The 19,826-nt window shown below is 49.7% G+C and carries 20 protein-coding genes; 13 read left to right on the top strand and 7 right to left on the bottom strand.

The window, feature by feature from the left end; genetic code table 11:
- Positions 1–83: 83 nt before the first annotated feature.
- The 5 genes from tcyJ to SK33_RS09680 all read right to left on the bottom strand — a co-directional run bounded on the left by tcyJ (position 84) and on the right by SK33_RS09680 (position 5,283).
- Entirely contained in the window at positions 84–884 is an 801-nt protein-coding gene (gene tcyJ / locus SK33_RS09700; RefSeq protein WP_003030469.1) for a cystine ABC transporter substrate-binding protein, read from the bottom strand.
- A gap of 100 nt (positions 885–984) precedes the next feature.
- A complete protein-coding gene (fliZ, locus tag SK33_RS09695) occupies positions 985–1,536 on the bottom strand; it encodes a flagella biosynthesis regulatory protein FliZ (protein ID WP_048218004.1) in 552 nt (183 codons plus the stop codon).
- A gap of 56 nt (positions 1,537–1,592) precedes the next feature.
- A complete protein-coding gene (locus SK33_RS09690) occupies positions 1,593–2,312 on the bottom strand; it encodes an RNA polymerase sigma factor FliA (RefSeq protein ID WP_003030465.1) in 720 nt (239 codons plus the stop codon).
- Positions 2,313–2,474: 162 nt separating this feature from the next.
- Positions 2,475–3,746 carry a FliC/FljB family flagellin gene (locus tag SK33_RS09685; RefSeq protein WP_178317564.1) on the bottom strand — a complete coding sequence of 424 codons (1,272 nt, stop codon included), beginning with the start codon at positions 3,744–3,746 and terminating at the stop codon, positions 2,475–2,477.
- A 223-nt stretch (positions 3,747–3,969) separates the two neighbouring features.
- A complete protein-coding gene (locus SK33_RS09680) occupies positions 3,970–5,283 on the bottom strand; it encodes a FliC/FljB family flagellin (protein WP_048218899.1) in 1,314 nt (437 codons plus the stop codon).
- Positions 5,284–5,605: 322 nt separating this feature from the next.
- On the opposite strand from SK33_RS09680, the gene fliD reads away from it, so the two are divergent.
- The 4 genes from fliD (at position 5,606) to amyA (ending at position 9,366) form a co-directional block, all read left to right on the top strand.
- Positions 5,606–7,018: a flagellar filament capping protein FliD gene (fliD, locus tag SK33_RS09675; RefSeq protein ID WP_048218005.1), complete on the top strand. Its 1,413-nt coding sequence runs from the start codon at positions 5,606–5,608 to the stop codon at positions 7,016–7,018.
- Between the two features lie 13 nt (positions 7,019–7,031).
- Positions 7,032–7,442 (top strand): flagellar export chaperone FliS, encoded by a 411-nt coding sequence (gene fliS, locus SK33_RS09670; protein WP_048218006.1) that lies wholly within the window; start codon positions 7,032–7,034, stop codon positions 7,440–7,442.
- Positions 7,442–7,810, top strand: coding sequence for a flagellar protein FliT (gene fliT, locus SK33_RS09665; protein ID WP_048218007.1), 369 nt, complete (start codon positions 7,442–7,444; stop codon positions 7,808–7,810). Before fliS ends, fliT begins: the two co-directional genes overlap by 1 nt.
- Positions 7,811–7,878: 68 nt before the next feature.
- The gene (gene amyA, locus SK33_RS09660) at positions 7,879–9,366 is read left to right on the top strand and encodes an alpha-amylase (protein ID WP_048218008.1); all 1,488 of its coding nucleotides are present in this window, start codon (positions 7,879–7,881) and stop codon (positions 9,364–9,366) included.
- Positions 9,367–9,406: 40 nt separating this feature from the next.
- On the opposite strand, the gene yedD is transcribed toward amyA, so the two are convergent.
- Positions 9,407–9,820 carry a lipoprotein YedD gene (gene yedD / locus SK33_RS09655; protein WP_003030454.1) on the bottom strand — a complete coding sequence of 138 codons (414 nt, stop codon included), beginning with the start codon at positions 9,818–9,820 and terminating at the stop codon, positions 9,407–9,409.
- A gap of 185 nt (positions 9,821–10,005) precedes the next feature.
- On the opposite strand from yedD, the gene yedE reads away from it, so the two are divergent.
- The 5 genes from yedE (at position 10,006) to SK33_RS09630 (ending at position 14,343) form a co-directional block, all read left to right on the top strand.
- Positions 10,006–11,211 carry a selenium metabolism membrane protein YedE/FdhT gene (yedE, locus tag SK33_RS09650; RefSeq protein ID WP_003839093.1) on the top strand — a complete coding sequence of 402 codons (1,206 nt, stop codon included), beginning with the start codon at positions 10,006–10,008 and terminating at the stop codon, positions 11,209–11,211.
- Positions 11,208–11,441 (top strand): sulfurtransferase-like selenium metabolism protein YedF, encoded by a 234-nt coding sequence (gene yedF, locus SK33_RS09645; RefSeq protein ID WP_000790504.1) that lies wholly within the window; start codon positions 11,208–11,210, stop codon positions 11,439–11,441. Before yedE ends, yedF begins: the two co-directional genes overlap by 4 nt.
- Before the next feature lie 175 nt (positions 11,442–11,616).
- Complete coding sequence (locus SK33_RS09640; protein WP_032949546.1) at positions 11,617–11,979, top strand: GtrA family protein; 363 nt, start codon at positions 11,617–11,619, stop codon at positions 11,977–11,979.
- Positions 11,976–12,911 (top strand): glycosyltransferase family 2 protein, encoded by a 936-nt coding sequence (locus SK33_RS09635; protein ID WP_032949547.1) that lies wholly within the window; start codon positions 11,976–11,978, stop codon positions 12,909–12,911. Before SK33_RS09640 ends, SK33_RS09635 begins: the two co-directional genes overlap by 4 nt.
- A complete protein-coding gene (locus tag SK33_RS09630) occupies positions 12,901–14,343 on the top strand; it encodes a glucosyltransferase domain-containing protein (protein WP_048218009.1) in 1,443 nt (480 codons plus the stop codon). Before SK33_RS09635 ends, SK33_RS09630 begins: the two co-directional genes overlap by 11 nt.
- A 214-nt stretch (positions 14,344–14,557) precedes the next feature.
- Here the strand turns inward: SK33_RS09630 and fliE are convergent, their stop codons facing one another.
- Positions 14,558–14,872, bottom strand: coding sequence for a flagellar hook-basal body complex protein FliE (fliE, locus tag SK33_RS09625; protein ID WP_003030448.1), 315 nt, complete (start codon positions 14,870–14,872; stop codon positions 14,558–14,560).
- Between the two features lie 216 nt (positions 14,873–15,088).
- Here fliE and fliF point away from each other — a divergent pair, with 216 nt between their 5' ends.
- Genes fliF through fliI form a run of 4 tightly spaced genes read left to right on the top strand, consistent with a single transcriptional unit; the run spans position 15,089 to position 19,823 of the window.
- Positions 15,089–16,762 (top strand): flagellar basal-body MS-ring/collar protein FliF, encoded by a 1,674-nt coding sequence (gene fliF, locus SK33_RS09620; RefSeq protein WP_048218010.1) that lies wholly within the window; start codon positions 15,089–15,091, stop codon positions 16,760–16,762.
- The gene (gene fliG / locus SK33_RS09615; RefSeq protein ID WP_003030443.1) at positions 16,755–17,753 is read left to right on the top strand and encodes a flagellar motor switch protein FliG; all 999 of its coding nucleotides are present in this window, start codon (positions 16,755–16,757) and stop codon (positions 17,751–17,753) included. The genes fliF and fliG overlap by 8 nt, the downstream gene beginning before the upstream one ends.
- A complete protein-coding gene (gene fliH / locus SK33_RS09610; protein WP_003030441.1) occupies positions 17,746–18,453 on the top strand; it encodes a flagellar assembly protein FliH in 708 nt (235 codons plus the stop codon). The genes fliG and fliH overlap by 8 nt, the downstream gene beginning before the upstream one ends.
- Positions 18,453–19,823 (top strand): flagellar protein export ATPase FliI, encoded by a 1,371-nt coding sequence (gene fliI, locus SK33_RS09605; RefSeq protein ID WP_003030440.1) that lies wholly within the window; start codon positions 18,453–18,455, stop codon positions 19,821–19,823. The genes fliH and fliI overlap by 1 nt, the downstream gene beginning before the upstream one ends.
- Positions 19,824–19,826 lie beyond the last annotated feature (3 nt).

Raw genomic sequence — 19,826 nt, 5'->3', positions numbered from 1 at the left:
GATGTTCTTTTTATTATGCACGCTCAGGCGCAATGAAATAAAAAAAGGCGCTGTTTAAGGCGCCTTTTTTCATCGGATGCCGATTATTTCGTCACATCCGCTCCAAACCATTTTTCAGACAAGGCTTTCAGCGTACCGTCTTTCTGCATTTCAGCAATGGCCGCATCAACCGCTTTCAGCAGATCTTCATTGCCTTTGCGCAGCGCCACGCCGGACTCCTGACGGGAGAACGCTTCACCGGTTACAGCCAGCGTATCCTTGGTTTTCTTGACCAGATCCAGCGCCGCCAGACGGTCAACCAGAATGGCGTCGATACGGCCTACACGCAGGTCCTGGTATTTGGTCGGGTCGTCATCATAGGTACGAATATCCACGCCCTGCACGTTCTGGCGCAGCCACTCTTCATAGTTGGTTCCCAGACCAACGCCGACTTTTTTACCTTTCAGATCGGCAGCGGTCTTAATAACGCCTTCATTGCCTTTTTTCACCAGCGCCTGAATACCAGAAACCGTATACGGGGTAGAGAAATCGTATTTTTTCTTACGTTCGTCAGAGATGGTCACCTGGTTGATGACCACATCAATGCGCTTGGAATCAAGAGAGGCCAGCATACCGTCCCACTTGGTCGGCTTCAGATTAGCTTTCACCCCAAGGTGCTTGGCCAGTTCCTCAGCGAACTCCACTTCGAAACCGGTCAGCTTGCCGTCATCGCCCTGAAAACTAAACGGGGGATAGGTCCCTTCCAGGCCCACCAGCAGCGTGCCGCGCTCTTTAACTTTATTTAACAGACCTTCATCTGCATAAGTCTTTACGCTCATTCCGGCGACAAGTGCAACAGCCATTACACCCATCAGAGCCTGACGTCCCAGAAGTGCTAATTTCATAGTTACCCCGAATATTGTCATTATTGACTGCTATTTATGAGCATAGTGTAAAGCGTTTGTCATGATCCACAAACACGACTCTGTTACACCTTATTCGTTTTTAATATATATCAGAACTGGCTGTCCAGGAGGATTTCTGCATATGTCCCATGTGGGTATGGGCTTTAAACTGCTCATACTTGCGCAAGGCGATGCGGTAATTGTTGGTGCTGGTTTCCGGCAGCCACGGGGCAAGGTTTTCGTCGAGGAACCCTTCCTGCAGCAGATCGTGAGAGATGTTTTGTTCGGTCAGGTGATTCCCGAGGCGACGCAGACGGACAACATATTCACGTACCGTGCCGTGGCTCATTTCGGTCTGTTCAAATAAAAACTGTTTGAAACCGATAATGTCAAAAAAGTCGCTTTGCTCTTTGCAGTGCAAATCACCGCAAAAACGACACAGCGCCACCCACTCTTTTTTCTCCTGTTCCCACTCGGCTTCATTCAGCAATGTGTCCAGGCGGGCGATGGCGATTTTATTGACAATTTTCCCGCGGCGAACCAGCGTGATCCGGTCGAGCAACTTGAGGCAATGGGCGCAATGCGTCTGGCTGTGTTTGAAATCTTTGAGGTAGCGGCTTAGAGGCCGTCTTTTTGATTGCTGCACCGTCATGAGAACTCCTGGTAGTCAATTCGTAATGCGGCATTGTTCAGGGGTAAGATGTACCCCTATAGCTTACCCAGCTTGGTGCGTAGACGTTTGATGGCCTGACTGTGCAACTGGCTGACCCGTGATTCCCCGACTTCCAGTACCGCGCCAATCTCTTTCAGATTCAGCTCTTCCTGGTAGTACAGCGTTAACACCAGCTTTTCGCGCTCCGGCAACGCCTCGATCGCGTCCATCACGCGCTGGCGGAGGTTGCCCTCAAGTAGCTGTTGTAACGGGTTTTCCTGCTGATGTTCTTCCGTCACCAGCTCAATACTATCGCCATGCTCTTCCCGCCACTCGTCGTAGGAGAAGAGTTGGCTGTTATTGGTATCGAGCAACATCTGACGATACTCTTGCACAGGAATAGCCAGACGCGCCGCCACTTCGGTTTCCGTCGCGTTGCGCCCTAATTCCTGCTCCAGTTGTCCCATCGCCTGTGCCACTTCGCGAGCATTGCGCCGAACACTACGCGGCACCCAATCCCGGCTACGTAGTTCGTCCAGCATTGCTCCACGAATACGCTGCACTGCGTAAGTGGTAAATGCCGTTCCTTGCAAAGCGTCATATCGGTCAACGGCATTCAATAACCCGATGCCGCCCGCTTGTAGCAGGTCATCCAGTTCTACGCTCGCCGGCAAACGCACCTGAAGGCGCAATGCTTCGTGACGCACCAACGGTACATAACGCTGCCACAGCGAGTGTTTATCCATTACACCTTCAGCGGTATACAGTGAATTCACGATAAACAGCCCTGCGTTAAATGAGTTATCGGCATGATTATCCGTTTCTGCAGGGGTTTTAATCGGGTGAATAGTGGGTGAAATGGGGGGTTATTTGGGGGTTACGGGTAAAGCTAAATGTAAAAAACCCCGCCGGAGCGGGGTTTGCGCGATAAGCGTAAATTAACGCAGCAGAGACAACATGGTCTGCGGAACCTGGTTGGCCTGGGCCAGTACGGAAGAACCTGCCTGCTGCAGGATCTGCGCGCGTGACATGTTGGACACTTCGGTCGCGTAGTCAGAATCCTGAATACGGCTACGTGCATCAGTCAGGTTGTTAACAGTATTGTTCAGGTTAGTGATGGTAGATTCAAAACGGTTCTGGGAAGCACCCAGGATGCTGCGCTGAGTATCAACAGCTTTCAGTGCGGCATCGATATCTTCCAGCGGGCTACCGTTGGTTGCACCGGTGGAATCGACAGTACCGTTCAGAACATCAAAACCTTTTGCCGCAACGGTACGCATATTGCCGTTCACGACTGCTCCATGAGTTGCTTCAGCAGCTTTAGTACCTGCTGTTTTTGCTGATTCAACTACTGCAACAGATTTACCCACTAAAGTGGATAATTTAGCATCAGCAGCAGTTTTATCACCCGTCACTGCGCCAGTGGCCGCATAGCCAGTTTTGATTTCACCAAGTGTGACTGCATCTATTGACTGATTTGAATCTAGGCCTAACTTTTTATTCAACGCAGCAAGTGTGTCCGCATTCTGATTTGCTGCATAAGCCTTTAATTCTGTATCTGCACCGGTAACAGCAGCATCACCTTTAGTTTTTGCATCATTATTATAAGCTGTTGTGTAATTGGTTTTAGCCGTATCCAGAGCCGCCTGGTTGGTATTAACTGCCGTACCTGAAGTCCCACCCGCTCCAGCAGTTGCCAGGTTCCAGCCCGCGCTTGAACCAATATTAATGCTGATCTGCTCACCATCTTTAGAGCCTACCTGGAAGTCATAGCTCTGCGCGGTGGCTTCACGGTTGTCCAGAACTTTGATACCGTTGAAGTCGGTCTGTTTGGTGACGCGGTTAATCTCTTCCATACGCTGGTTAACTTCAGACTGGATGGAGTCGATATCAGATGCGGAGTTAGAGCTGTTCTGTGCCTGAACGGTCAGGTCACGCACACGCTGCAGGTTGTTGTTGATTTCGCTCAGTGCGCCTTCTGCGGTCTGAGACAGAGAAATACCATCGTTGGCGTTACGCGCAGCCACGGTCAGACCATTGATGTTAGAGGTGAAGCGGTTAGCAATCGCCTGGCCAGCAGCGTCATCTTTTGCACTGTTAATACGCAGACCAGAAGACAAACGCTCAATTGCGGTACCCAGAGAAGACTGAGATTTGTTCAGGTTAGTCTGTGTCATCAGCGACAGGCTGTTAGTATTGATTACTGCCATAATTGAGTTTCCTTCATAATAGTGTTTAGTTTCAGGCCGCTGGCCTACGGCTTCTGTGCCGTTAAATTCGTTATCGACGATGAAACTAAAACCTTTAGGCTTTTTTCTATGTAAACAACACCTGGAGAGAAAATAATTATATTTAAATACAGACAGTTATAAATAAACCGGAGGAATAAGCTAAAAAACCCCGCCGAAGCGGGGTTTGCGCGATAAGCGTAAATTAACGCAGCAGAGACAACATGGTCTGCGGAACCTGGTTGGCCTGGGCCAGTACGGAAGAACCTGCCTGCTGCAGGATCTGCGCGCGTGACATGTTGGACACTTCGGTCGCGTAGTCAGAATCCTGAATACGGCTACGTGCATCAGTCAGGTTGTTAACAGTATTGTTCAGGTTAGTGATGGTAGATTCAAAACGGTTCTGGGAAGCACCCAGGATGCTACGCTGAGTATCAACAGCTTTCAGTGCAGTATCGATATCATCCAGCGGGCTACCGTTGGTTGCACCGGTGGAATCAACAGTACCGTTCAGAACATCAAAACCTTTTGCCGCAACGGTACGCATATTGCCGTTCACGACTGCTCCAGGAGTTGCTTCAGCAGATTTAGTACCTGCAACTTTACCCGCTTCTACACCCGCTTTCGCAGCGGCATCAGCTGAGCCTGTCATTTTCGGCGCAAGAATTGCTACAGAGGCCTCTTTCTGGGTAGCGTTTGCTGCGGCAGCATAGCCTGCTTTAATGGCTGTATGGTCACCACCAGTGAAAGTAGCCGTAGAATCAACTCCTGCAGCTGTTTTGAAGATATCTAATTTCGCAGCTTTTGCGGTTGCGTCTGTTTCAGTATCATAAGCATCATAGGCAGCTTTCGCATCAGCGGAGAAGATTTTGTCAGAATAAACCTTGTCGCTTGCGGTTTTAGCTGCGGTCGTGTATGCCGTATCATAATTCGTCTTAGCCGTATCCAGAGCCGCCTGGTTGGTATTCACCGCTGTACCTGAAGTTCCACCCACTCCAGCAGTTGCCAGGTTCCAGCCCGCGCTTGAACCAATATTAATGCTGATCTGCTCACCATCTTTAGAGCCTACCTGGAAGTCATAGCTCTGCGCGGTGGCTTCACGGTTGTCCAGAACTTTGATACCGTTGAAGTCGGTCTGTTTGGTGACGCGGTTAATCTCTTCCATACGCTGGTTAACTTCAGACTGGATGGAGTCGATATCAGATGCGGAGTTAGAGCTGTTCTGTGCCTGAACGGTCAGGTCACGCACACGCTGCAGGTTGTTGTTGATTTCGCTCAGTGCGCCTTCTGCGGTCTGAGACAGAGAAATACCATCGTTGGCGTTACGCGCAGCCACGGTCAGACCATTGATGTTAGAGGTGAAGCGGTTAGCAATCGCCTGGCCAGCAGCGTCATCTTTTGCACTGTTAATACGCAGACCAGAAGACAAACGCTCAATTGCGGTACCCAGAGAAGACTGAGATTTGTTCAGGTTAGTCTGTGTCATCAGCGACAGGCTGTTAGTATTGATTACTGCCATAATTGAGTTTCCTTCATAATAGTGTTTAGTTTCAGGCCGCTGGCCTACGGCTTCTGTGCCGTTAAATTCGTTATCGACCATCAACCCCGAAGCTTTAATCATTTCATCATCACAGTGAGCACTTTCGATCACAGTGCTATAGACGTAGCAATATTAGATTTGTGTTAAAACAGATATGTCTTGTGTGTCTTTGTTCTGAGCCCGTGAATACCTTCCGAAAAAGCCTCTTTATTGTGCAATTGCTCGCACGATCTTTTCGCTAAACTTCTTGCGTAATGTGCCGATACCCACTCCATTGGTTTTTATTCAAAAGGAAAATGTGATGGCGAGTGTTAGTTCTCTTGGAGTCGGTTCGAATCTAGATCTCAGTGCGTTACTGGATAAATTAAATGCTGCCGAACAACAAAAACTGACCCCTTTAACCACTCAGCAGACGTCTTATAAAGCACAACTTACCGCTTGGGGCGTAGTGAAAAGTGCATTGCAGAAGGTTCAAACAGCAACAGATGCGCTAGCAAAAGCAGATAAAATCGCTACCACAACCGTGACCAGTAAGAATACCGCATTCAGCGCAACGGTAGAGGGCGGTGTGCCGGCAGGGAATTATTCAGTTGAAGTACTGAAGATGGCGCAATCCCAGACGCTGACCTCAAAAGAATTCTCAAGTAGTAAAGATAAAATAGGTGGCACTACTGCGTCTGATAGCCGAACAATTACCATCACTCAACCAGGTCAAAAAGAGCCAATGACCGTCACCCTAACTGACGATCAAACTTCTTTAACGGGCATACGTGATGCGATCAATAAACAAAATGGCAGCGTTACCGCCACAATTGTTAAGGCGGATGACGATTCTTATTATTTATCTCTGACGTCCAAAGAGACAGGTGTTTCCAACGCGATGACCGTTACCGTGACAGGCGACGATACACTGAAAAATAACCTGGCGTATGACCCTAAATCAACCTCGGGTAATGGACTGAAACAAACAGTACAGGCATCAGATGCTGAAGTTAAAATTAACGATATCACCATCAAACGCAGCAGCAACACCATTAAAGATGCACCAGAAGGTCTGACCTTAACACTGCTGAAAGAGTCAGAAGCCAGTAAGCCAGAACAGTTGACTGTCACCCGCGACAACACAGCAATGAAAGCGGCTATTCAGTCATTTGTTGATGCCTATAACTCACTGCAAACAACCATTACATCGCAAACAAAATATACTGCGGTTGACCAAGGTAGTGATAACCAGGACTCCAGTAACGGAGATCTTATGGGCGACGGAACGCTGCGCAATATTCAGACTCGTCTGCGTTCAATGGTGATCAGCGCACAACCTACTGATTACGCAACGCTGTCATCAATGGGTATTACACAGGATGTTAACGGTAAACTCACAGTAGATAGCACCAAATTAGATAAAGCGCTGAACGATAAACCCGGCAGCGTAACTGAATTCTTTGTGGGTGATGGTGAAAAAACAGGTTTTGGCGTGGAAACCAGTGCGTTGTTGAAGCAATTTCTAGCAAATGATGGTGCAGTGCAAAGTGCAACAGATGGTATCAATAACTCATTAAAAAAATTGAAGACTCGTATTGATGACACCACGCTCAGCATTAACAACACCATTGAACGTTATAAAAAGCAGTTTACACAACTCGATACGCTGGTGAATAAGCTGAATAATACCGGCAATTATTTAAACCAACAATTTACCGCTATGTCTTCGTAGTAAGGATTTTTGCATGTATAACCGTGCTGGCATTAACGCATATGCACAAATAGAAGTGGAGAGTGCTGTTATGAGTGCCTCCCCTTATCAGCTCGTTAACATGCTTTTTGACGGCGCTCTTAGCGCCTTAAAAAAGGCGCAAATTTTACTAGAGCAAGGAGATGTACCTGGTAAAGGAAAGGCTCTAACTAAAGCCATAAATATTATATCCAATGGCTTACAGTCAGGACTCGACCGCAGCATAAATCCTGAGTTATGCGACAATCTTGATAGTCTTTATGATTACATGACTCTCCGATTATTGCAGGCAAACTTACATAATGATGGGGCAGCTATATCTGAAGTCCATGCTTTATTAAACAACATATCAGAAGCGTGGAAAGAAATAGAACCAGCATATTCAAAAGCACAGGATATAAAATAATGAGCACATCCTCTTCATCCTTGCAACAGTGGCTACGACTTCATTCTGTAAGCCAGCGAATGCTCAAGCTGGCAACGGAAAAAAAATGGGATGAATTGGTTGAAGGCGAAATGGAATATATTTGCCTGGTCGAGACATTGACTCAGAATCCTGCCCTATCTAGTGGCCCTTCTACCCATAACCAAATCAAGGGACTACTCCGGGCAATTATTGATAACGAAAACGAGGTTAAGCGACTACTCAACATGCGCATGGATGAGCTGAAAGTTCTCATCCAGAACGGTAATCAACAAAGAACCCTTACGTCTACCTATAGTAATCTTTCCGGCATGCTGTTAGTCCCCGACGCCCCCACTACGCCACAATAATTTCCCGTCTCGTCTGAATTATCTTCCATACTCCAGAGGTCGACCAAACGACTTCTGGAGCACGGAAGATGAAAAATCCCACGTTATTGCAGTATTTTCACTGGTATTACCCCGATGGCGGTCAACTCTGGCCCGAGCTTGCCGAACGCGCAGGCGGACTCAATGATATCGGCATCAATATGGTATGGCTGCCCCCCGCTTATAAAGGCGCGTCCGGCGGTTATTCCGTTGGCTATGATTCCTACGATCTGTTTGATTTGGGCGAATTCGACCAAAAGGGAACCGTCGCCACCAAATACGGCGATAAAAACCAGCTGCTGGCGGCGATAGACGCGCTTAAGCACAATGATATTGCCGTACTGCTGGACGTGGTGGTTAACCACAAAATGGGCGCAGATGAGAAAGAAAAGATCCGCGTCCAACGGGTTAACGCCGAGGATCGCACGCAAATAGACGATGAGATTTTCGAATGCGAAGGCTGGACGCGCTACACCTTCCCTGCCCGTGCAGGCCAGTACTCGCAATTCATATGGGACTTCAAATGCTTCAGCGGCATTGACCATATCGAGAATCCCACCGAAGACGGGATTTTTAAAATCGTTAACGATTACACCGGCGAAGGCTGGAACGATCAGGTTGATGATGAGTTGGGTAATTTTGATTATCTGATGGGCGAGAACATCGACTTTCGTAATCACGCCGTCACCGAGGAACTCAAATACTGGGCGCGCTGGGTGATGGATCAAACCCATTGCGACGGCTTTCGCCTGGATGCCGTCAAGCACATTCCGGCCTGGTTTTATAAAGAGTGGATTGAGCACGTGCAGGAAGTCGCGCCCAAGCCGCTGTTTATCGTCGCAGAATACTGGTCCCACGAAGTCGACAAGCTACAAACCTACATCAACCAGGTAGAGGGGAAAACCATGCTGTTCGACGCTCCCCTACAGATGAAATTCCACGAAGCGTCCCGTCAGGGTCGCGATTACGACATGAGCCAGATTTTCACCGATACCCTGGTAGAAGCCGATCCGTTTCATGCCGTCACGCTGGTGGCCAATCACGACACCCAACCTTTACAGGCACTCGAAGCCCCCGTCGAGCCATGGTTTAAGCCGCTGGCTTATGCGTTGATTCTGTTGCGTGAAAATGGCGTACCGTCGGTGTTTTACCCTGACCTCTACGGAGCGCATTACGAAGACACTGGCGGCGATGGCGAAACCTATCCTATCGACATGCCGATCATTGAACAGCTTGATGAACTGATCCTCGCACGTCAGCGCTTCGCACACGGGGTACAGACGCTCTTTTTCGATCATCCCAACTGTATCGCTTTTAGCCGCAGCGGAACAGACGACGATCCCGGCTGTGTGGTGGTACTGTCAAACGGCGATGACGGGGAAAAGACCATCAATCTCGGCGCGAATTACGGCAATAAAACCTGGCGTGATTATCTGGGAAATCGCGAGGAAAGCGTGGTCACCGATGAAAACGGTGAAGCAACGTTTTTCTGTAACGGCGGGAGCGTCAGCGTGTGGGTGATTGAGGACGTGTTGTAAAGTTCAACCCCGGTGGCCAGAGGCTACCGGGGCGTACGGTTTATGGCAGCGGTGTGGCCAGCGGCGTTTTCTTTAACGCGTCAGCGCACTCCTGCGTTGGGCGATCGACCCGTTGCAGCGTCATACCGTCATATTCCAGCGTATTGCCTTCGCGCTCAATCTCGTACAGCTCGCGTTTCACCGTCACGTTGGTGAGATCGCCAGAGAGCATCGTCAGTTTCCCCGGCAGCGCGATCACCCGCTGCCACTGGCGACAATCCAGCGTATCGCCCTCTTTCGTTATCACCAGGCTGGCAATCGCTTCCGGGCTTACCAGACTGCGTTGCGGACCTTTTGACTGCCAGTATCCTTCCAGACCGGCTGGAGCTGGCGTTTTCACCACGTCGTTATAATTTTCTACTTCGGCGCATCCGGTAAGCGCCAGAAATACACCAACGATTGCTAATTTTTTCATCATTCATCCTGCATGCGAAGAAAATGGGATTGTGGCATTAAAGGCCTGATGTCGCCAGCCTTTCGGCAGCGTTGAGAAAGATTGATCCAGACGGTGTTACCTCTTATTACTCATAGTCAAAAATTCTGAACGGTGTAGTATCCACACTTCTTGTTACATACCTTCTGAGTTCAGAGGCACAACGCATGTCATGGCAACACTTCAAACAGGCCTGGTTAATTAAATTTTGGGCCCCCGCCCCTGCGGTCATCGCAGCGGGTATTCTCTCCACTTATTATTTCGGCATTACGGGAACCTTCTGGGCCGTTACCGGTGAATTCACCCGCTGGGGTGGGCAAATCCTGCAACTGTTTGGCGTGCACGCCGAAGAGTGGGGATACTACAAGCTGATCCATCTCGAAGGCTCGCCCCTGACCCGCATTGACGGCATGATGATCCTCGGTATGTTCGGCGGCTGTTTTGCTGCCGCGCTGTGGGCTAACAACGTCAAATTACGCATGCCGCGTAGCCGGGTGCGCATTATGCAGGCGATAGTTGGTGGGATGATCGCCGGATTCGGTGCCCGGCTCGCGATGGGCTGCAACCTGGCCGCATTCTTCACAGGCATTCCACAGTTCTCGCTACATGCCTGGTTTTTCGCGCTGGCAACGGCAATCGGCTCATGGTTTGGCGCACGCTTTACCCTGCTGCCGATGTTTCGTATTCCGGTCAAAATGCAGAAAGTCTCCGCCGCTTCGCCGTTAACGCAAAAGCCGGATCAGGCCCGTCGCCGTTTCCGCCTTGGCATGCTGGTGTTTATCGGCATGATCGGCTGGGCGCTGCTCACCGCGATGGATAAACCCAAGCTCGGTCTGGCGATGCTGTTTGGCGTTGGGTTCGGTCTGCTGATTGAACGGGCGCAAATCTGCTTCACCTCCGCCTTCCGCGACCTGTGGATTTCTGGTCGCACCCATATGGCAAAAGCGATCATCTTCGGGATGGCGGTCAGCGCCATCGGTATCTTTAGCTACGTGCAACTGGGCGTCGAGCCTAAAATCATGTGGGCGGGTCCAAATGCGGTGATCGGCGGCTTGCTGTTCGGCTTTGGCATCGTTTTAGCGGGCGGATGTGAAACCGGCTGGATGTATCGCGCCGTTGAAGGCCAGGTGCATTACTGGTGGGTTGGGCTTGGCAACGTTATTGGCTCGACCATTCTGGCCTACTACTGGGATGATTTTGCTCCCGCGCTTGCCACCAACTGGGACAAAGTGAATCTGCTCAACACCTTCGGTCCGCTCGGCGGCCTACTGGTGACCTATCTGCTGTTGTTTGCCGCGCTGATGCTCATTATCGGCTGGGAAAAACGCTTCTTCCGTCGCGCAGGACTGACGCCTGCCAAGGAGTCTGTATGAAAAATATCGTGCCTGATTATCGCCTCGATATGGTCGGCGAACCGTGTCCATACCCGGCTGTCGCCACGCTGGAAGCGATGCCGCAATTGAAGAAAGGTGAAATTCTGGAAGTGGTGAGCGATTGCCCGCAGTCAATCAACAATATTCCACTGGATGCGCGTAATCACGGCTATACGGTGCTGGATATTCAGCAGGATGGCCCAACGATCCGCTATTTGATTCAGAAGTAATGCGATTCTCCCGTTGCCTGGCGCGGCGGGAGAATGTTCAGTGACTAAACATGCCTCGACATCAGGTGCATAACTTTGCGCTCCCGCCTTTGTTTCATCTACTTAGTATCACAGGTCGATCGTTCCATGCTCAGATGGTAAACTGTCGGACCCTAAGAATTCGCTGATTTTTATAATGTTTAAACTATTCGCAAAGTACACATCCATAGGGGTCATCAACACGATGATTCACTGGATTGTCTTTGCTATATGCATATACGGGCTGCACACCGGACAAGCTCTCGGTAATTTTTCTGGTTTCCTCGTGGCGGTATCGTTCAGCTTCTTTGCAAACGCAAGATTCACTTTCAAGTCATCGACTACAACCATGCGCTACATGCTCTATGTTGGCTTCATGGGCACACTCAGCGCTGCTGTAGGATTGTGTGCTGATAAGTCAGGTATGGCGCCTATCATCACTTTAATCTTATTCTCAGCCATCAGTTTGGTATGCGGTTTCATTTATTCTAAGTTCATTGTCTTTAGGGATGCGAAATGAAAATATCTTTGGTCGTTCCGGTCTTTAACGAAGAGGACGCAATACCAATTTTCTATAAAAATGTTCGCGAATTTGAAGAACTCAAAAAGCATGATGTAGAAATCGTATTCATCAATGATGGAAGCAAAGATGCAACAGAATCAATCATCAACGCGCTTGCGATATCTGATAAGCTCGTGGTTCCTGTTTCATTTACCCGTAATTTTGGAAAAGAGCCAGCCATATGCGCGGGGCTTGACTATGCCACTGGTGAAGCCGTCATTCCGATTGATGTTGACCTACAGGATCCCATTGACGTTATTCCGGTCATGATAGAGAAATGGCAGTCAGGTGCAGATATTGTACTTGCAAAGCGTTCTGATCGCTCTACAGATGGGAAACTAAAACGTAAAACAGCTGAATGGTTTTATAAATTACACAATAAAATCAGTGACCCCAAAATAGAAGAGAACGTTGGCGACTTTAGACTCCTGTCCCGCCATGTAGTAGAGAACATAAAACTCATGCCAGAGCGTAACCTATTTATGAAAGGCATTCTGAGCTGGGTTGGTGGTCGTACTGATGTCGTCGAATACACACGAGCCGGGCGTATTGCGGGCAACTCAAAATTTAACGGTTGGAAATTGTGGAATCTCGCACTAGAGGGCATTACCAGTTTTTCGACGTTTCCACTCCGGATTTGGACTTACATTGGTTTTTTTGTCGCTGCTTTATCCTTCTTGTACGGAGCGTGGATGATTGCCGATAAAATATTTTGGGGAAACCCAGTGGCGGGATATCCATCTATTATTGTTTCTATTCTCTTCCTTGGTGGTGTTCAGCTAATTGGAATAGGTGTGTTAGGAGAGTACATCGGTAGAATATACATCGAAAGCAAGCAACGCCCACGCTATATAGTTAAAAAACAAGATGGAAATAAAAATGTTCTCTAAACTCGATAAAAAATTACTCTTTATTTACTCAGGACTGGCTCTATTATTCATCTATCCTTTAATACAAGCTGGAATATACTATAGGGACGACTTAGATAGATCCATAAGTGGGTATTATGGTTGGCGTGGCTTAGGCCGTCCTTTTGCAGATATTTTAGCAAGATTTTTTTCTGCAAGTGGTCATTACAATCTTGACTTATTTCCGTACACGATGCTCGCGTCCTGTGTATTTTTAGGTGCATCTTCACTTGCGCTCAGTAAACATTTGATCAGATCAGATGTTGCAAATGCAAAAATGGTTGCCGCACTTTTAATATTCAATCCATTCATTCTGCAAAATATCGCTTATCGATACGATAGCCTGGGAATGTCTATCGCTTTTTTCCTTGCAGTAATTGCGTATACGTATTCAAATAAAAATTTGGCACTAGAGATTGCGACAAAACTAATATCAGGAATATTAGCTTTAACATTGTATCAGCCATGTGCAAACATTTTTATTGGTTTACTTGCTATTGACGTAATAATTATAGCGTTAAAACAACACGTAAAAGTCAAAGAATTCGTAATCTTTTTATTCAAAAAAACAATTCTATTTTTATCGTTTTACATTATCTATATGCTTTTCTTTTCTCCAAAAAACAACTCTCGCGCAGAGCTAATACCTTTGGATAAAGGAGGATTGGATTACCTCACAGGAACATTAGCTTCTTTAAAAGCGTTAGTCCTTTCTTATCTTTATCATCCGGTTTACATCTATTTCGCAATACCGATGTTAATAAGTTGTGTGTTTATGCTCATTTCTTATCGTACACACATAGGAAATATCGCGTCCTTTATTTTATATGGCGCCATTTCTTTTTTAATATTCATCATTTCCCTTATGGGGCCAACCATATTACTTCAGGATGCACCTGTACTTCCACGTACTTTAGTTTCCTTTTCAGTTATAATGGTTATAATTGCTATACCAATCATGCATTTTGCCCCTCGCCTCAAATATGCAGCACTGATTCCTGTTATTGCCTCACTTGCCTTTAGCGCTCAATTGGGCAACACAATGAAAGCACAACAAGAATATGAAGATTTTGTTTTCAACATGATTGCACAGGATATTGCAAATCATAAGAACATCGTTTCGATTGGGACTGTAGGCCAGTTAAATGCAAATGAAAGAGCAAAACTGATAATAGAAAATAAACCACTTGTAGGTTATTTCGTTTTTCCAGCCACTGAGTTTTTAGCATCCTTCCAATTAATTAACAAAGGATTATTACAAACACAGCACGGTTATAGTGATGTGCAAGAGAATAAAATCAAACTGGCTAATATGATAAGCAAAGGAATCAAACCTGTATCCTCTAACCAGTATTACTCATTATTTATTTCAGATAACACCGCTATAGTCTTTTTAGGAAAATACAATAATTAGCTATTACGAGCCCTCATACTGAAATTTGAGGGCTTTTTCTTCGGTAAGATGATACTCATGACGACGGCTCAGCATCAGGCATACCTTACGGTACAAACAGGAAACTTCACTGAGATAAAATACCGGGAATTTGACCGATGTGATGTGCATCCATGCACTTTTATATTAAACCACAGATAGTGACGCGAAATGCATGTGGATTAGGTTAGTGAACCTACACCTGCATCGACATCACTTCCTGGTAGGCCGACACCAGCTTGTTACGCACCTGAATACCCATCTGCATTGATACCGACGCTTTTTGCATATCGGTCATCACATCATTCAGCGCAATACCCGGTTCACCGAGGGTAAATTTCTCAGCCTGCGTACGGGACGCGGTTTGCACATCGCTGATCCTGTCTAACGCCGCATGCAGTTGACCGGCAAAACTCACGGTCGGTTGTGGCTGCATATCCTGCATTTTTGCTGACATCGCCGTGGCTTGTAACTGGCTGATGACCCCTTCAATCCCCTGTATTGCCGACATTCTGATCCCCTGGATGATTTTTTACTTAGCTGAGATTACCAGTTAGTCAATAAGATAAAGGCGTTAAATAACGATAAAAAACCACGGTTTTTAACGCATAGAAAAATTCGAAACCGCAAATAATGAGACCGTCAATTTTTCGAGTTTGCTGACCCGGGAGTGAGTCTTGTTCCACTTTGCAAAAAACGCCGTCCACGATAAGCCACGAGGTGCGAGATGAGTGCGACAGCATCGACTGCAACCCAGCTTAAACCTCTCGAGTGGTTAAACCGCCTGCGCGCGAATCCCAGAATTCCTCTGATTGTGGCGGGAGCCGCTGCCGTCGCTATCATCGTGGCGATGGTCCTGTGGGCCAAAACACCTGACTACCGCACACTGTTCAGCAACCTATCCGATCAGGATGGTGGCGCGATTGTCGCCCAACTGACGCAGATGAACGTTCCCTATCGTTTTACTGAGGGAAGCGGTGCTATAGAAGTTCCTGCCGATAAAGTTCACGAATTGCGGTTACGTCTGGCACAACAAGGTCTGCCGAAGGGCGGCGCCGTTGGCTTTGAGCTGCTGGATCAGGAAAAGTTTGGTATTAGCCAGTTTAGCGAGCAGGTCAACTACCAGCGTGCGCTGGAAGGTGAATTAGCCCGTACTATTGAAACGCTGGGACCGGTAAAACGCGCCCGCGTGCATCTGGCAATGCCAAAACCGTCGCTGTTTGTGCGTGAGCAAAAAGCGCCTTCAGCCTCCGTGACCGTTAACCTTGAACCTGGCCGCGCACTGGATGAAGGTCAAATCAGTGCGGTCACGCATCTGGTTTCCAGCGCTGTTGCAGGCTTGCCGCCGGGCAACGTTACGCTGGTCGACCAGGCGGGTCATCTGTTAACTCAGTCAAATACCAGCAGCCGCGATCTTAACGATGCGCAGTTGAAATACGCCAGCGATGTCGAAGGGCGCGTTCAACGTCGTATTGAATCGATCCTGTCGCCGATTGTCGGCAACGGTAACGTACATGCGCAGGTCACCGCGCAACTGGATTTTGCTAATAAAGAGCAAACCGAAGAACAGTACCGTCCAAACGGTGATGATTCCCAGGCCGTGCTGCGTTCACGCCAGTTAAACGTCAGCGAGCAGATCGGGAGCGGAGCGCCAGGCGGCGTACCGGGCGCATTGTCTAATCAACCAGCACCGGCTAATACCGCGCCAATCGCCACCCCTCCGGCTAATCAGCAAAATGCGCAAACCACGCAAACGGCAAATAACAACAATAATGCTGGTCCACGCAGTACGCAGCGTAATGAAACCAGCAACTATGAAGTCGACCGTACCATTCGCCACACCAAAATGAACGTCGGCGATGTGCAGCGTCTCTCGGTTGCAGTGGTGGTCAACTATAAAACGTTGCCGGACGGTAAACCGCTGCCGTTAACCGCAGATCAGATGAAACAGATTGAGGACCTGACCCGCGAAGCGATGGGCTTCTCCGACAAGCGTGGCGATACCCTGAACGTGGTGAACTCGCCCTTCACGGCAACCGACGATTCCCTTGGCGAGCTGCCGTTCTGGAAACAGCAGGTCTTTATTGAACAGTTGATGACCGCAGGCCGTTGGTTGCTGGTTCTGCTTGTTGCCTGGATCCTGTGGCGTAAGGCTGTTCGCCCGCAGTTGGTTCGCCGCAGCGAAGAAGCAAAAGCGGTACAAGAACAAACGCGTATCCGTCAGGAAACCGAAGAAGCGGTAGAAGTTCGCCTCAGCAAAGACGAACAAACCCAGCAGCGTCGTACGAATCAACGTCTGGGTGCAGAAGTGATGAGCCAGCGTATTCGTGAAATGTCAGATAACGATCCGCGCGTCGTGGCGCTGGTCATTCGCCAGTGGATGAGTAACGATCATGAGTAATGCCCTTACCGGTACCGATAAAAGCGTCATCCTGCTGATGACCATTGGCGAAGATCGCGCGGCTGAGGTGTTTAAACACCTTTCCACGCGCGAAGTTCAGGCGCTCAGTACAGCGATGGCGAACGTACGCCAGATCTCCAACAAACAGTTGACAGAAGTACTGGCCGAGTTTGAGCAAGAAGCAGAACAGTTTGCCGCGCTGAATATCAACGCCAACGAATATCTGCGCTCCGTGCTGGTGAAAGCGCTGGGCGAGGAACGCGCCTCCAGCCTGCTGGAAGATATTCTGGAAACCCGCGATACCACCAGCGGCATTGAAACGCTCAACTTTATGGAACCGCAAAGCGCCGCCGACCTTATCCGCGACGAGCATCCGCAGATTATCGCCACCATTCTGGTACACCTCAAACGGGGCCAGGCCGCCGATATTCTGGCGCTGTTCGACGAGCGTTTACGTCACGACGTGATGCTGCGTATCGCCACCTTCGGCGGCGTGCAGCCTGCCGCGCTGGCAGAACTGACCGAGGTACTGAACGGTCTGCTCGATGGTCAGAACCTCAAGCGCAGCAAAATGGGCGGCGTGAGAACGGCAGCAGAAATTATCAACCTGATGAAAACCCAGCAGGAAGAAGCGGTTATTACCGCCGTACGCGAATTCGACGGCGAGCTGGCACAGAAAATTATCGACGAGATGTTCCTGTTCGAAAACCTGGTGGACGTCGACGATCGCAGTATCCAGCGCCTGTTGCAGGAAGTGGATTCCGAATCTCTGCTGATTGCCCTGAAAGGTGCCGAACAGCCGCTACGCGAGAAGTTCCTGCGCAACATGTCGCAACGTGCTGCCGATATTCTGCGCGACGACCTTGCCAACCGCGGCCCGGTGCGTTTGTCGCAGGTGGAAAACGAACAGAAAGCCATTCTGCTTATTGTGCGTCGTCTGGCGGAAACTGGAGAGATGGTGATAGGCAGCGGCGAGGATACCTATGTCTAACGAACTGCCGTGGAAAGTCTGGACTCCGGACGACCTCGCCCCACCGATGGCGGAGTTCGTACTGGCCGACCACAGCGAAACACCGCTGTCAGAAGAAGCTGAAGAGCCACAGCTTTCCGCAGAGCAACAGCTTGAACAGCAGCTCGCACAGCTGCAAATGCAGGCCCATGAGCAAGGGTATAACGCGGGGCTGGCGGAAGGTCGACAAAAAGGTCACGAACAAGGCTATCAGGAAGGTCTGAGCCAGGGGCTGGAGCAAGGCCAGAACCAGGCGCGAGCACAGCATGCGCCTATCCATGCCCGCATGCAACAGCTGGTGAGTGAGTTTCAGAATACGCTGGATGCGCTGGATAGCGTCATTGCCTCACGACTGATGCAAATGGCGCTGGAAGCTGCGCGTCAGGTGATTGGTCAGACGCCAATCGTGGATAACGCGGCGCTGATTAAGCAAATCCAACAGTTATTGCAACAGGAACCGCTGTTTAGCGGTAAACCTCAGCTGCGCGTACATCCGGACGATCTCCAGCGTGTAGAGGAGATGCTCGGTGCCACTCTCAGCCTGCACGGCTGGCGGCTACGCGGCGACCCGACTCTGCATCACGGCGGTTGTAAAGTCTCCGCCGACGAAGGCGATCTGGATGCCAGCGTCGCCACACGCTGGCAAGAACTCTGCCGTCTGGCAGCGCCAGGAGTCGTGTAATGACCACTCGCCTGACTCGCTGGCTCAATACGCTGGACAACTTCGAAGAGAAAATGTCACTGCTGCCTGCGGTGCGTCGTTATGGTCGCCTGACCCGCGCAACCGGGCTGGTGCTGGAGGCCACAGGATTACAGCTGCCGCTCGGTGCCACCTGCGTCATTGAACGCCAGGACGGCAACGAAACCCAGGAGGTCGAAAGCGAAGTCGTGGGCTTTAACGGTCAACGTCTGTTTTTGATGCCGCTCGAAGAGGTCGAAGGCGTTCTGCCCGGCGCACGCGTATACGCGAAGAACATTGCCGGAGAAGGTCTGCAAAGCGGGAAGCAATTACCGCTTGGCCCTGCTCTGCTGGGTCGTGTGCTGGACGGTAGCGGCAAACCGCTCGACGGACTGCCCGCCCCGGATACCACCGAAACCGGCGCATTGATTACGCCGCCGTTTAACCCGCTGCAACGGACCGCAATTGAACACGTCCTGGATACCGGCGTACGCCCCATCAACGCGTTGTTAACCGTTGGCCGCGGCCAGCGTATGGGGCTTTTCGCCGGTTCCGGCGTCGGTAAAAGCGTCCTGCTCGGCATGATGGCGCGCTATACCCAGGCCGATGTTATCGTCGTGGGTCTGATTGGCGAGCGTGGTCGCGAAGTTAAAGATTTTATTGAAAATATTCTCGGTGCTGACGGTCGCGCACGCTCGGTAGTGATTGCCGCTCCGGCGGACGTCTCGCCGCTGTTACGTATGCAAGGCGCGGCCTACGCCACGCGCATCGCCGAAGATTTTCGCGATCGCGGACAGCATGTATTGCTGATTATGGACTCCCTCACCCGCTACGCGATGGCACAACGTGAGATAGCCCTGGCGATCGGCGAGCCACCGGCAACCAAAGGTTATCCACCCTCAGTATTCGCTAAGTTACCGGCGCTGGTCGAACGGGCCGGTAACGGTATCCACGGCGGCGGTTCAGTCACCGCGTTTTATACGGTACTGACCGAGGGTGACGACCAACAGGACCCGATTGCCGATTCCGCGCGCGCGATTCTGGACGGTCACATTGTGCTGTCTCGTCATCTGGCCGAGGCGGGTCACTATCCGGCCATCGATATTGAAGCCTCGATCAGCCGCGCCATGACCGCACTCATTAGTGAAAAACACTATGCACGGGTGCGTAACTTTAAACAGTTGCTGTCCAGCTTCCAGCGTAACCGTGATCTGGTCAGCGTGGGGGCGTATGCCAAAGGCAGCGATCCGATGCTGGATAAAGCCATCGCCTTATGGCCGCAGCTGGAAGCATTCTTACAGCAAGGTATTTTTGAACGGGCTGACTGGGAAGATTCTCTACAAGCTTTGGAACTGATTTTCCCTGGTGTGTGATTA

It is taken from the genome of Citrobacter sp. MGH103, assembly GCF_001034475.2.
GTDB classification, from domain to species: Bacteria; Pseudomonadota; Gammaproteobacteria; order Enterobacterales; family Enterobacteriaceae; genus Citrobacter; species Citrobacter freundii.
This window is presented reverse-complemented; position numbering and strand designations above follow the sequence as displayed.